Genomic DNA, 14,409 nt, shown 5'->3' with positions numbered 1-14,409 from the left:
CATGCCGAAGGACGAAGCGGACCAGCCGGACCCGCCCGCCCCGCCCGCGTCGCCCACGCCGCCCACGCCGCCCGCGCCACTGAGCTACGGCGAGCCCTTCGACACCGGCTTCGCCCTCGCCGAACACCACCAGCTCACCCCCGACCTCCCCGCCGCCCAAGCCGTCTACGCCGAACTCCTCGCCTTCGCCGAGTCGATCGAGGACACCCCCGACGTACAGCTCCTGCGCGGACACCTCCTCTCCGACCTCGGCTCGGTCCAGCTCAGCGCCACGGACCTCCCCGGCGCGGCCCGGTCCCTCGACCGGGCCCGCACCCTGATCCGAGGCATCGCGTCCGTCCCGATGGGCCCGCGCGGCCGCCAGCTCTGGCTGGAGGTCCTGCTCAAAACCCTCCTGGCCAGGGCCGAACTGCTCCGCCGAACCGGCGACTTGGACGAGGCACAGGCGACGGCGGACGAGGCGGCGGCCGTGCTGCCCGAGTTCCAGGACCCCGAGGGCCTGCGCGGCGCCGAGGTCGGACTGGCCCGGCTGCATCTGCTCCTGGACCGCGGCGAGTGGGGCGCCGCCGAGGAACTCGCCTCGGCGCTCCTCGCCACGGCGCCCGCCATCGAGCCGCACCTCCTCGACTGCCTGGGCATCGTCTGCGCCTCGACCCACCGCTTCGACCTGGCGGCGGACTACTTCGCCCGCTCGGACGAGGGGTATCAGGCGCTGGGACACCACGCCGGTCGGCAGCAGCTGCTCTCCCACCGGGCGTACGCCGCGCTGCGCGCCGGGGACTTCGACCGCGCGGAGCAGTTGTACGCCGAGGCCGCCGAGGTCTTCGAACGGCAGGGCCAGTTCGAGGACCTGGCGGTCTGCGAACAAGCCCGCGCCTTCCTCGCGGCACGACGCGGCGACACCGCCGACGCGAACGACCTGACCGCGTCGAGCCTCGCCCGCTTCGAACGCCTCGGCGCCACGATCGCCGCCGCCGACACCATGCTGATGGGCGCCCGGCACGCGTACGAACAGGGCGACATCGACGAGATGAAGCGCCTCGCCCAGGGCGCGCGGGACGCGTACCAGGAACGCGGCGTGTACGAGCGCTGCGCCCAGGTCGACCTCATGCTCGCGAAGGCCCTTGAGGACAACCTGACCCGCACCGACCACGGCGAGCACGAGCGCACGTCCCTCGCCGACGCGCTCTCCCTCGCCCTGCCCGCCGCCCTGACCCTGGAGGCGGCCCGCTACGACTTCGCCAGCGCGCACGCCCGCAGCCAGTGGCACCAACTGGCGGACGACGCGATGCAGTTGGCGTTCCGCCTGGCCCTGCGTGCCGAGGACCAGGGCTTGATCTTCGAACTGGTGGAACACCGCTGCGCCGGCGCGTCCTTGGCTCTGAGCCGCACGGAACGCACACCGCCGTCAGCCCCCGGCGCGGCACCGGTCTTCCCGGACGCGGCGATGAAGACGCACACGCCAACCGCCTCCGGTGGCAACGGCCCTGGCCCGATGGCGCTGGGCGGCGTGGCGGCCGAAGCCGCGGCCTCCGTCGGCCTGCGCGTCGCGCCCCCACCCCGCGTGCTGATGTCACCCGAAACGGGCCGCGTCGCACTCCAGCAGTACATCCAGGCAGCCGAATTCCGCTACCACCGGCGGATCGTGAGCGAGGAAGAGGTGCCGTTCTGGCCACCGACGACGACCTGACGAACCCCACCCGCCCGGTGGTCCAGGTCCGCCTCGCCGACGCGGGCGACCTGCACATGACGTGGACGTGGACGACCGGAGCCCAGGGCTTCGGCACGGGCTACGCACCGGCGCGGGAGGTGGACGAGGCGATCCGCGCGCTGGTGGCTGCGCTGCCGGGCGAGGGCGGGGGCGGGGATGGGGGTGAGGGCGGCAGCGAGGCCAGGGGTGGCAGCGGAGCCAGGAGCGAAGGCGAGGGCGGGAGCCGAGGCGCGGGAGACGGAGGCGGAGGCACGGGAGGCGGAGGCGGAGGCACGGGAGGCGGAGGCGGAGGCGCGGGAGGCGGAGGCGGAGGCGCGGGAGACGGAGGCGGAGGCGCGGAGGGAATGCGGCGCGCGTTCCATTCCGGGGCACTGACCACGTACGAGACCGAGCGCCGCCTGGCCCGCCGACTCTCCGAAGCACTGTGGCCGCCAGGCCTGACAGCCCAGATCCGCCAGGTATCAGCGCGCCTCGGCCGCCCCCTGATCCGCCTGCAACCGTCCCCCCGGGTGGCCCAGGTCCCCTGGGAACTCCTCTCCGTGGAAGCCGCCCCCACCGACCCCACGACGGACACCCGCCTGCTCGACCTGGCAGACATGGCCACGACGGCCCCGGCATCGCTCCGTACCCCCACCACAACTCACCACGCCCCGGCCGCACCCCGGGAAACACCCCCGGCCCCCACCCGGGAAGCAACCCTGGACCCCGACCCCGACCCCGACCCCGACCCCGACACCACCCCCACCTCCGCCCCCGTCGTCCTCATCCTCGACCCCCGCATCCCCGGGTTCCGCGCGGACTCCCCCCTCGGCTCGGTCCTGGGCCCCCCGGGCTCGGACCCCGCCCTCCTGGCCCTCGTCCAGCGCCACCTCGACGCGGGCCCCGTCGCACCCCCCGCGACCACCCCCACCGAGGCCCTGCGCCGCACGGACCTGGACCGCGACTGGCTGGGCGAGACGCTCCGCAGGGGCGCGAGCCGCCTGCTGTACGTGGGCCATGTGAGCGGCGCCCCGCTAGCGGCGGGCCAGAGCGAGGACGTAACCCTCCACCTCTCCTGCGGCCCGGAAACCACGGGCCTGACGCCCGCGCTCCGCACCCACCGCCCCCTGTCGGCGAAGGACCTCCTCCTGGGCACGCTCCCGCTGCGCCCTGACGGCGTGCCGGGAGCACATCTCTGGCCGGCCCCGCCACGCGTGGCCCTGATCGCGTGCGAGAGCGGCGGCGACCTTCGCTTCACGGAGTCGTTCGGCCTGGCGACAGCGATGATCCACAACGGCGCACACCTGGTCACGGCCACGCGCTGGGTCCTGCCGACGAGCTTCGCCTTCCACCGCCTGGCCGCCCTGCCGGACTCCGTACGCCCCCTGACCCAGGCAGTGATCGCGGTCGACAACGCCCACGATCACCCCGACCCCGTGCACCAACTGGCCCGCTGGCAACGCAGTCAACTGAACAACTGGCGCGCGGACCACCGTGTCGAACACTCCCCCCTGCTCTGGGCATCCCTGACCTGCATCATCAAATAAAGGCATCCCAAACCGTCGGATACTCCAACGAAACAACCCCCGCCGCCATCGCGGCAGCCCCCGCCGCCCACACCCCAAGAAGGAACCGAACGGCCGCCGCACGCTCACGCCGATCATGCTCAAGATCGTGCGTAAAAACAGCCGGATCACTGGGCGCGTAGTGAATGCGAACCTCACGCCCGAGGGATTTCCGGGGCTCAGGAATTCCGTCCCGACTCAACGCGGTGACCTGGACTCCCTCAAGCGTAGTAAAAACAACAACGGGCGCATGATTGACGATCTCGCCCCCCTCCCCATCGGTGTAAACGTCCCTGGTGACAGCGACAACCCGACCAGGAACAGCAACAGCCCCCGCCAACAAGGCGCCACGAGCACGAGCAGACGCGATATCCCGACTGAAAGCCCCACCAAGCATCAAGAACCCCCCAACGCATACCAGCCCAACCTCATACCCCCAGACGAAGAACGCCTGAACAGCCAACCCCAAAAGCATCAGAACAACCGCACAGTTCGGCCCCCCGAGTCCCCGGGTCTCCCCCGCCGAATCCAGCATCAAAGAGAACCGCCCGGGCCGCCCCCGCGGGAACCGCACCGGAAACTCCCGCCCCACCCAGGCCGCATCCACCACATGCCCCCGCTTCCCCGCATGCCGCAACCGCCACTCCCGCCCCCTACCGGGATCCCAGAACGCGACAGTCACCGGCACCCCACCCCGCTTGGACTCCCCATGCCCAGGCGCATGCACCTCCACGACCCGAGCAGTAACCCAAACGGCCCGCTGCACCCGGGTAACCCCACCCAACGAGCAGGCATACCCGACCACCGCGAGCCCCCCGGGCACCACCCACCACAACCCGAGCAGCCTCTCCACGTCCATCCCCCGAGGCTCCCCGCCCCGGCCCTCCTACCGATCCCAGGTTCCCCCGGCCCCCCGGGGTACCGGTACATAGAAAAAACCCAGGTCAGTTGATAACTGACCTGGGTTTCAGTGGAGCCGCCTTCGGGATTCGAACCCGAGACCTACGCATTACGAGTGCGTTGCTCTGGCCATCTGAGCTAAGGCGGCGCGCTGTCCGCACCTATGGTGCGATCAGCAACGACGCCAAGTCTACACAGTTTCCAAGGGTGCTCCGTACACCCCTGCGAGGTGGCGGCGCGGGCGGCCGTGCGGGTCTCTGAGCTGGGGTTATGTGCAGCGCTTGGCGTTCTTGGGGGCTCGGCCCGTCAGGAGGTAGGTGTTGATCGTCTCGTCGACGCAGCGGCTGCCTCGGCCGTACGCGGTGTGGCCGTCGCCCTCGTAGGTGAGGAGGCGGGCGGAGGTGAGCTGAGCGGCGAGGGCCTTGGCCCAGCGGTAGGGGGTGGCGGGGTCGCGGGTGGTGCCGACGACCATGATCGGGTCGGCGCCCTCGGCCTCGATGCGGTGCGGCTTGCCCGTGGCCTTCGTGGGCCAGTACGTGCAGTTCAGGGCCGACCAGGCCAGGCCCTCACCGAAGACCGGGGAGGCCTTCTCGAAGTCGGGGAGCGCCTTGCGGACGTCCTCGGGGGAGGTGAAGGACGGCGGCAGGTCGAGGCAGTTCACGGCGGTGTTGGCGAACATGAGGTTGGAGTACGAGCCGTCGCCGTCGCGCTCGTAGTAACTGTCGGAGAGGGCGAGGAGCATCGAGCCGTCCTTGTCCTTCATCGCCGCGGCCAGCGCGTCGCGCAGCTGCGGCCAGGACGTCTCGTCGTACATCGCGGCGATCACGCCCGTCGTGGCCAGCGCCTCGCCGAGCTTGCGGCCGTCGGCCGGGCCGGTGTCGCCCACGCTCAGAGGGGCGCGGTCCAGGTCGGCGAAGAAGCCCTTCAGGCGCTTGCCCGCGTCCGCCGCGTTCTTGGTGCCGAGCGGGCAGTCCGGCTGTCGCACGCAGTCCTTCGCGAACGACTGGAACGCCGTCTCGAAGCCCGCCGTCTGGTCGCGGTTCATCCGGCGCGCGGGCAGCGAGGGGTCCATGGCGCCGTCGAGGACCAGGCGGCCGACGCGGTCGGGGAAGAGACCGGCGTACGTCGCCCCGAGGAAGGTCCCGTACGACGCCCCCACGTACGTCAGCTTCTTGTCGCCGAGCGCCGCGCGCAGGATGTCCATGTCACGGGCCGCCTCCACCGTGGAGACGTGCCCGAGCAGCTTCCCGGACCGCTTCTCGCAGCCCGCCGCGAACTTCTTGTACGACGCGGCGAGTTGCCCGGTCTCCCGGCGGTCGTCGGGCGTGGTGTCCGTCTGCGTGTACGCGCTCATCTCGCGGTCGTCCAGGCAGGTCACCGGCTCGCTGCGGGCCACGCCGCGCGGGTCGACCGCCACCATGTCGTAGCGGGCGCGGACCTTTTCCGGGTAGCCGAGGGCCGCGAAGGACTGGAGGTATCCGACGGCCGAGCCGCCCGGTCCGCCCGGGTTCACGAGCAGCGAGCCGAGGCGGCCTTCCGCCTTGGCGCCCGCCTCGGTGCCCGCCTTGGATCCTCCCGTCGCCCGCTTGCGCGACACCGCCAGCTTCACGTCGCCCGCGTCCGGCTTGTCGTAGTCCAGGGGCGCCTTCATCGTCGCGCACTGGAATCCGGGTACGCCGCAGCCGCGCCAGCGCAGCTTCTGGCCGTAGTACGACGCGAGTTCCTTCGGTGTGGCGCGGGGCAACTCGTCCATGACGACGTCCGTCGACGAACTCGCCGAGGAGCAGCCGGAGATGAGCAGGCCGACGGCCAGGAGGGACAGGCTGCCGCGGCGCAGGTGGCGGGCGCGGGTGCGTGCTCGCGGGCGCTGTCGTTCGAGGTGCCGGTCGGGGTCTCCTGCTCGAGCGGGCGTGCTGGCTCGGGGATGGGAGGTTTCCATCTCGCGAGACTAACTCTATGGAGTTGTTGAATCACTTTGCGTACTCGTATGGGTGATGCGGTCAATTGGCGATTGCGGTCACCTCTTGTGGTCGTCGCTTGGGCTCGCCTCTTGTGGTCGGTGCGCGGTCGTCTGGTCGGTACGCGGTCGTCCCGACGTTCGCCGCGCGCGCCGCGCCCCCTCAGCCCGCCCGCAGCGCCACCGTCATCGCCTCCACCGCGAGCAGCGGCGCCACGTTCCGGTCCAGCGCCGTGCGGCACGCGCCGATCGCCTCTATGCGGCGCAGCGTCGACTCGGGCGAGGTGTCCCGGGCCATGCGCTCCAGCATGTCCTGCACCTCGGTGTTGGCGAGCGGGACGCGGGAGCGCAACTGGAGGGCCAGGACGTCTCGGTAGACGCCAGTGAGGTCGATGAGGGCGAGGTCGAGGCTGTCGCGCTGCGTACGGGTCTTGCGGCGCTTCTGTCTGTCCTCGAGTTCCTTCATCACGCCCGCCGTGCCGCGCGGCATCCGGCCGCCCTGGGCCGCGCCGAGCGCCGCCTTCATGTCCTCGGTCTCCTTGACGTCGACGTCCTCGGCGACCTGCTTGGCCTCCTCCGCCGCCGTGTCGATCAGCTCCTGCGCGGCCTTCAGGCAGCCGCCGATCTCCCCGACGCGCAGCGGCAGTTTGAGGACGGCGGCCCGGCGCTCCCGCGCGCGCTCGTCGGTCGCGAGACGACGGGCGCGGTCGATGTGTCCCTGGGTGGCGCGGGCGGCGGCCGCGGCGGCGGTCGGGTCGATGCCGTCGCGGCGGACGAGCATGTCGGCGACGGCCGCCACCGAGGGCGTACGCAGGGTCAGGTGACGGCAGCGGGAGCGGATGGTGGGCAGGACGTCCTCCAGGGACGGCGCGCAGAGGAGCCACACGGTGCGGGGTGCCGGTTCCTCCACCGCCTTCAGGAGGACGTTGCCCGCGCCCTCCGTGAGGCGGTCCGCGTCCTCCAGGACGATGACCTGCCAGCGGCCGCCGGCCGGGGAGAGCTGGGCGCGGCGGACCAGGTCGCGGGTCTCCTTGACGCCGATGGACAGCAGGTCCGTGCGGATGACCTCCACGTCGGCGTGCGTACCGATCAGGCTCGTGTGGCAGCCGTCGCAGAAGCCGCAGCCGGGCTCGCCGCCGAGTGCGCGGTCGGGGCTCACGCACTGCAGGGCGGCGGCGAACGCACGGGCGGCGTCGGCTCGGCCGGAGCCGGGCGGGCCCGTGAACAGCCAGGCGTGCGTCATCTTCGACGACTCGGGCAGCGGGGTGTCCGCCGCGACGGCGGTGACGAGCGCGTCGGCGTCACGAGCGGCGGCGCCGAGCTGCGCGCTCACCTTCTCCTGGCCCACCAGGTCGTCCCATACCGGCATGGGTCACCGCCTTCGCCCTACCGACGCACACCACCCTCGGCGTACGTCCCGTTTCGCACTGTCGGATCTCATTGTGGGGCACCCCACTGACAACGCCGCCCACGACCGCCTTGAGCTGGGCCGATACGCGACCGGGCACGGTGGCCGATGCACGACCGGGCACGGTGACCGACGTCCGGACACGAGTGCGGGCCAGGCGCGAGCGGGTACCTCAACACCCGCCACGCCCGGCCCACATCAGCTGCCCGCCACGCCCCCGCGAGCCTCAGCGCCCCCGCCGCCGCCTCTCGTCCACATCATCGTCCTCGTGCGACCCGAGCAGCTCGTCCGCCAGCGTCGGCAGGTCGTCCAGCGGCGTCTCCTCGGCCCAGTCGGAGGGCGGCCGCCGCCTCGGCGTACCGTCCTCGTCGACCTGCGGCAGCTCCCGCGTACGGTCGTTGGGACCCCGCAGCGCCTCGCCCGACCGGTCCGCACCGGACCGGACGTCCTCGGGCCGCTCGTCGCGGAAGTAGCCCGGCGGCACCTTGTCCGCCACGCTCTCCGCCTGCCCGCCCCGCGCCGCGGGCTCGTGGCCCACCGCCGGGAGGACCGCCGTCTCGTCGGCCGCACCCGGCACCGTCGCCTTCGGCAGCTCGGCGGTCACGTCGGACGCACCGGACCCAGCGGACGCACCGGACGCACCGGACGCACCGGACGCACCGGACGCACCGGACGCGACCCCGCCGGACCGACCCGCGCCGCCGGATTGCCCCGTCCCCACAGCCCCGCCCTCCGGAACCTGCGGCAGCACAGCCGTCTCATCGGCGGCACCCGGAACCTGCGGCTTCACCACGGGCGTGGCCACGGTCGTCTCGTTGTCAGGCGCCTTGCCGGACGGAACGGGGGCCTTGTCGGCCGACTTCGGGGCCGACTTGTCGAGCGACGCGTTGCCGGTCGCAGCACCGCCGGACGCCGCACCGCCGGACGCCGCGTCGCCGGGCGACCCAGCCCCCGCAGCCCCCGCAGGCCCGGCGCCCCGCGCGGACCCAGCGGACCCCGCAGGCCCGCCGGACCCCACAGCCTCCGCGGCCCCCGCAGCCGCCTCCGCCAACAGCCGAGCCTCCTCGGCCCGCCGCAGCGCCTCCTCCGCCTTGCGCTGCTTGTCGAGGCGTCGGGCCTCGGCCTCCGCGTGCAGGCGGGCCTGTTCGGCGGCGGCGCGGCGACGCCGTTCCTCCTCGGCGGCGCGGGCCTGCTCCTCGGCCTCGCGCCGGGCTTCCTCGGCGAGGACCCGCGCGCGCTCCTCCTCGGCCTTGCGGCGGGCCTCCTCGGCGCGCAGCCGGGCCTCCTCGGCCTGGCGCTCGGCCTCGCGGCGCTGGGCCTCCTCCAGCTCGCGCCGCTTGCGCTCTTCCTCCTCCGCGCGGAGCTTGGCGAGCTGTTCCTGGCGCTCGCGCTCCAGACGCTCCTCCTCGGCCTTGCGCGCGGCCTCCTCCTCGGCGCGCCGCCGCGCCTCCTCCTCGGCCTTGCGGCGGGCCTCTTCCTGGGCCTTCACCTCGGCTTCGGAGAGGGGCAGTACGACGTCGAGGCGGTGCCGGATGACGGTGGTGACGGCCTCCGGCTCCTGGGCCGCGTCGACGACCAGGTACCGGCCGGGGTCGGCGGCGGCCAGGGTGAGGAAGCCGGAGCGCACGCGCGCGTGGAACTCGGCGGGCTCGGACTCGAGCCGGTCGGGCGCCTCGGTGAAGCGCTCGCGGGCCGCCTCGGGGGCCACGTCGAGCAGGACCGTCAGGTGCGGCACCAGGCCGCCGGTGGCCCACCGGTTGATGCGGGCGACCTCGGTCGGCGACAGGTCCCGGCCCGCGCCCTGGTAGGCGACGGACGAGTCGATGTAGCGGTCGGAGATCACCACGGCCCCGCGCGCGAGGGCGGGTCGTACGACGGTGTCGACGTGCTCCGCGCGGTCGGCGGCGTACAGCAGCGCCTCCGCGCGGTGGGACAGTCCGGCCGACGACACGTCGAGCAGGATCGACCGCAGCCGCTTGCCGACGGGCGTGGCGCCCGGCTCGCGCGTGACGACGACTTCGTGGCCCTTGGCGCGGATCCACTCGGCCAGCGCCTCGGCCTGCGTGGACTTGCCCGCGCCGTCGCCGCCCTCCAGGGCGATGAAGAACCCGGAGTCGGCAGCCGCCTGCACGGGGTCGTCGCCGCCGCGCAGCGCGTCCCGCAGGTCGTGCCGCAGCGGTACGCCCTGCCGGTCGTCGGCCTTGGCGAGGACCAGCGCGGCCACGGGCAGCAGCAGCGCACCGACCAGCATCAGCGTGAAGGAGGCGCCGCCGTGGTCGAAGACGAACTTGCCGTTGACCATCCGGTGCGGCCCGATGACGGCCGCGAGCAGCGGCGCGACGAGCGCGGCGAGCGCTACGGAGAGGCGTACGACGGCCTGGAGGTGCTCGGTGGTGCGCGCCCTGCGGTAGTCCTCGACCTCCTGGTCGAGCAGCGCGTGCCCGAGGTTCGCGGCGATACCGGCGGTGAGGCCCGCGAGCGCCAGGATCAGCAGGACCGTCGTCACGTCGGGCACGAGTCCGGCGGCGAGCAGCGCGACTCCGGTGACGGTGATCGCGAGCGCGAGCAGGCGGCGGCGCGACAGCGACGGCAGCAGCGCGGGCGCGACGCGGATGCCCGCGACGGTGCCGCCGGTCAGCGCGAAGACGAACAGGCCGTACGTGACCGGCCCGCCCTGGAGGTCCTTGGCGTGCAGCACGGCGACGGCGACGGCCGCGGCGACGGCCCCGGCGACGGCGGTGCAGGCGGCGACGAGCAGCGGGATCGCGCCGGTGCGGCCCTTGTCGGTGCCGCTGCCCGTACGCGGCCTGCGCAGGCCCTCCAGGGGGCTGCGTGCGCGGGGCGTGTGCGTACCGGGAAGCGCGATGGCGTACACGATCGACAGGGACGCGGCGAACAGTCCGGCCGCGAGGAACGAGCCGAGGCCCGCCTGGTGCTGCTCGAACCAGTCGACTCCGGCGCCGAGCAGGATGCCGACGAGGCTGACGGCGACGAGCGCGACGGCCGCGAGGGGCAGCGCCACGAATCCCGTACGCAGCGACAGGCGCCGCAGGGCGTCCATGTGGTCGGGCAGGGGGCGCACCGTGGCGCCCTCCAGGGGCGGTCCCGGCAGCAGCGCGGGCGCGGCGCTCTCGCGGGCGACCGTCCAGAAGCGTTCGGCGACACCCACCACGAAGGCGGTGACGAGCAGCATCGCGAGCGCGTTGTCGGGCGTCCAGTCGATCCATAGGGGCGCGCAGATCAGCAGCGCGGCCCGGACGCCGTCGGCGCCGACCATGGTCCAGCGGCGGTCCAGCGGTCCGTCGGGTGACGTCAGGGACGTCAGCGGGCCGAGCAGTACCGCTCCGAAGAGGAGGGTCGCGAGAACGCGCGCTCCGAAGACGGCGGTCACGGCGATGGAGACGCCTCTGTAGCCGTCACCGAACGCCCCCTCGGCGATGGCCGCTTGGAGGGTGAGCATGACCAGGACGAGCAACCCGAGCGCGTCACCGACGCTGCCCACGAGGTGCGCGCTCCACAACCGCTTCAGCTGCGGTACGCGCAGCAGGGCGCGCACCGCACGCTCGCGGGAGTCCGCGAGTAGGGCGTCATCGGGGGCCGTGGTCATGGCGGGTGGCTGTTCGGCACGCGTCATCCGTCCAGCCTATCTGGACGCCGCGCCTCCTCGCGGTGCCCGTCCGAACACCTGGACCCGCACCCGCCCGGCCTGCACCAACGGAAACGCGGCGCCGGGGCACCTGATCACCAGGCGCCCCGACACCGCGTCACATCGACCGGACGGGCCGTCGACCGGACCAGCCCACCGCGGGGCCGGCCCCCGGCCGGATCAGTCCTCGGCCGCCGCCTTCGAAGCCGCCGCCTTCTTGGTGGTGGTCTTCTTGGCCGCAGTCGTCGTCTTCTTGGCTGCCGTTTTCTTGGCAGCGGTCTTCTTAGCCGCTGTTTTCTTCGCCGGGGCCTTCTTGGCCGCCTTCTTGGCGGTCTTCTTCGCGGGGGCCTTCGCCCGCTTCTCGGCGAGGAGCTCGAAGCCGCGCTCCGGAGTGATGTCCTCGACGCTGTCGCCGGACCGGAGGGTCGCGTTGGTCTCGCCGTCCGTCACGTACGGGCCGAAGCGGCCGTCCTTGACGACGACGGGCTTGGCGCTGACCGGGTCCTCGCCCAGCTCCTTCAGCGGCGGCTTGGCCGCGGCACGGCCGCGCTGCTTCGGCTTGGAGTAGATCTCCAGGGCCTCGTCCAGCGTGATGTTGAAGAGCTGGTCCTCGGTCTCCAGGGAGCGCGAGTCCGTGCCCTTCTTCAGGTACGGGCCGTAGCGGCCGTTCTGCGCGGTGATCTCCACGCCTTCGGCGTCGGCACCGACGACGCGGGGCAGCGACATCAGCTTCAGCGCGTCCTGGAGGGTCACCGTGTCCAGGGACATGGTCTTGAAGAGCGACGCGGTGCGCGGCTTGACCGCGTTCTTGCCGGTCTTCGGGGTGCCCTCGGGCAGCACCTCGGTGACGTACGGGCCGTAGCGGCCGTCCTTGGCGATGATCTCGCGGCCGGTGCCGGGGTCCGTGCCGAGCGCGAAGTCGCCGCTGGGCTTGGCGAGCAGCTCCTCCGCGTACTCCACGGTCAGCTCGTCGGGCGCCAGGTCGTCGGGGACGTCGGCGCGCTGGTGGCCCTCGGAGTCGCGCTCGCCGCGCTCGACGTACGGGCCGTAGCGGCCGACGCGGAGCACGATGTCGTTGCCCACGGGGAAGGACGACACCTCGCGGGCGTCGATGGCGCCCAGGTCGGTGACGAGCTCCTTGAGGCCGCCCAGGTGGTCCCCGTCGCCGTTCCCGGCGTCGGCGGCGCCCCCGGAGGGCTCGCCCTCACCGAAGTAGAAGCGCCGCAGCCACGGCACGGCCTGCGCCTCGCCGCGGGCGATGCGGTCGAGGTCGTCCTCCATCCGCGCGGTGAAGTCGTAGTCGACGAGCCGCCCGAAGTGCTTCTCCAGGAGGTTGACGACGGCGAAGGACAGGAAGGACGGCACCAGGGCCGTGCCCTTCTTGAAGACGTAGCCGCGGTCGAGGATCGTGCCGATGATCGACGCGTACGTCGACGGGCGGCCGATCTCGCGCTCTTCCAGCTCCTTGACCAGCGACGCTTCGGTGTACCTGGCCGGGGGCTTGGTGGCGTGGCCGTCGACCGTGATCTCGTCGGCGGACAGCGCGTCGCCCTCGCTGACCTGCGGCAGGCGGCGCTCGCGGTCGTCCAGCTCGGCGTTCGGGTCGTCGGCGCCCTCCACGTAGGCCTTGAGGAAGCCGTGGAAGGTGATGGTCTTGCCGGACGCGCTGAACTCGGCGTCGCGGCCGTCGGCGGTCCGGCCGCCGATCTTCACCGTGACGGAGTTCCCGGTCGCGTCCTTCATCTGGGAGGCGACGGTCCGCTTCCAGATCAGCTCGTAGAGCCGGAACTGGTCGCCGGTCAGGCCGGTCTCGGCGGGCGTGCGGAAACGATCACCCGAGGGGCGGATCGCCTCGTGCGCCTCCTGCGCGTTCTTGACCTTCCCGGCGTACACGCGGGGCTTGTCCGGCAGGTAGTCGCTGCCGTAGAGCTGCGTGACCTGCGCACGGGCGGCGGACACGGCGGTGTCCGACAGCGTCGTGGAGTCCGTACGCATGTAGGTGATGAAGCCGTTCTCGTACAGCTTCTGCGCCACCTGCATGGTGGCCTTCGCGCCGAAGCCGAGCTTGCGCGAGGCCTCCTGCTGGAGCGTCGTCGTACGGAACGGGGCGTACGGAGAGCGGCGGTACGGCTTGGACTCGACCGAGCGTACGGAGAAGTCGGTGTTCTCCAGGGCGGCGGCCAGCGCGCGGGCGTTGGCCTCGTCCAGGTGCAGGGTGTTCTGGCTCTTCAGCTGCCCGAGGGAGTCGAAGTCGCGGCCCTGTGCGACGCGCTTGCCGTCGACCGTGGTGAGGCGGGCGACGAGCTGGGAGGGGTCGCTGGAGTCACCGGGGCGACCGGTGCCGAAGGTGCCCGTGAGGTCCCAGTACTCGGCGGAGCGGAAGGCGATGCGCTCGCGCTCGCGCTCGACGACGAGGCGGGTCGCCACGGACTGCACGCGGCCCGCCGAGAGCCTCGGCATGACCTTCTTCCACAGCACCGGCGAGACTTCGTAGCCGTACAGGCGGTCCAGGATGCGGCGGGTCTCCTGGGCGTCGACCATGCGCTGGTTGAGCTCGCGCGGGTTGGCGACGGCGCCTTGGATCGCGTCCTTGGTGATCTCGTGGAACACCATGCGCTTGACCGGGACCTTGGGCTTCAGGACCTCGAGGAGGTGCCACGCGATGGCTTCGCCCTCGCGGTCCTCATCGGTGGCGAGGAAGAGTTCGTCGGAGTCCTTCAGCAGGTCCTTGAGCTTCTTGACCTGCGCCTTCTTGTCGGCGTTGACGACATAGATCGGCTGGAAGTCGTGCTCGACGTCCACGCCGAGACGGCGCACCTCGCCCGTGTACTTGTCGGGGACCTCCGCGGCCCCGTTGGGAAGGTCGCGGATGTGCCCGACGCTCGCCTCGACTACGTATCCGGGGCCGAGGTAGCCCTTGATCGTCTTCGCCTTGGCAGGCGACTCGACGATGACGAGTCGGCGGCCGCCCTGTGCGGTCTCGCTGGTCGGGGACAACTTCGCTCTTCTCTCCGGTCGACGCTCGGTGGGCAGTGCTGCGGCTGTGCGGTCCGACGCCGTGGGGCGCTGTGACCGCGCTTGCGTTGCGCTGACGCTGCGGAGTGTGACGGTACATCCCGCCCCCGTGTCAAACGGGAAAAGCCCGCAACGGCCACTCGAACGGTAACCCGACTACCGCCATTCCTGCCGCCTGGGCTGGCGGTGGCTGGCCCCTGGGCCCTGGGCGGTGTGGGTGGGGGGACT

Annotated in this window: 5 protein-coding genes, 1 tRNA gene and 1 pseudogene; 2 read left to right on the top strand and 5 right to left on the bottom strand. The window is 72.4% G+C overall.

Translation table 11 applies throughout. From position 1 onward, the window contains the following. Position 1 precedes the first annotated feature (1 nt). Positions 2-1,690: a tetratricopeptide repeat protein gene (locus tag IE274_RS24615; RefSeq protein WP_229909775.1), complete on the top strand. Its 1,689-nt coding sequence runs from the start codon at positions 2-4 to the stop codon at positions 1,688-1,690. Between the two features lie 344 nt (positions 1,691-2,034). Further along, positions 2,035-3,237: pseudogene (locus IE274_RS24610) on the top strand (CHAT domain-containing protein); the annotation flags it as partial. Between the two features lie 989 nt (positions 3,238-4,226). Here IE274_RS24610 and IE274_RS24605 read toward each other — a convergent pair. From IE274_RS24605 to topA, 5 genes are all read right to left on the bottom strand, one after another. Beyond that, positions 4,227-4,303, bottom strand: a tRNA-Thr gene (locus IE274_RS24605). Positions 4,304-4,423: 120 nt separating this feature from the next. Next, positions 4,424-6,094, bottom strand: a complete 1,671-nt coding sequence (locus tag IE274_RS24600) for an alpha/beta hydrolase (RefSeq protein WP_190118038.1) — start codon at positions 6,092-6,094, stop codon at positions 4,424-4,426. Positions 6,095-6,275: 181 nt separating this feature from the next. Next, positions 6,276-7,481: a DNA polymerase III subunit delta' gene (locus IE274_RS24595; RefSeq protein WP_190118037.1), complete on the bottom strand. Its 1,206-nt coding sequence runs from the start codon at positions 7,479-7,481 to the stop codon at positions 6,276-6,278. A gap of 265 nt (positions 7,482-7,746) precedes the next feature. After that, positions 7,747-11,154, bottom strand: coding sequence for a dTMP kinase (tmk, locus tag IE274_RS24590; protein WP_190118036.1), 3,408 nt, complete (start codon positions 11,152-11,154; stop codon positions 7,747-7,749). A 192-nt stretch (positions 11,155-11,346) separates the two neighbouring features. Further along, entirely contained in the window at positions 11,347-14,163 is a 2,817-nt protein-coding gene (topA, locus tag IE274_RS24585; RefSeq protein ID WP_190118035.1) for a type I DNA topoisomerase, read from the bottom strand. Between the last annotated feature and the right edge of the window lie 246 nt (positions 14,164-14,409).

It is taken from the genome of Streptomyces flavofungini, assembly GCF_014650815.1.
Classification (GTDB): domain Bacteria; phylum Actinomycetota; class Actinomycetes; order Streptomycetales; family Streptomycetaceae; genus Streptomyces; species Streptomyces flavofungini.
Note: the sequence above shows the minus strand (reverse complement) of the source record. Positions and strands in the feature narration are given on the sequence as shown.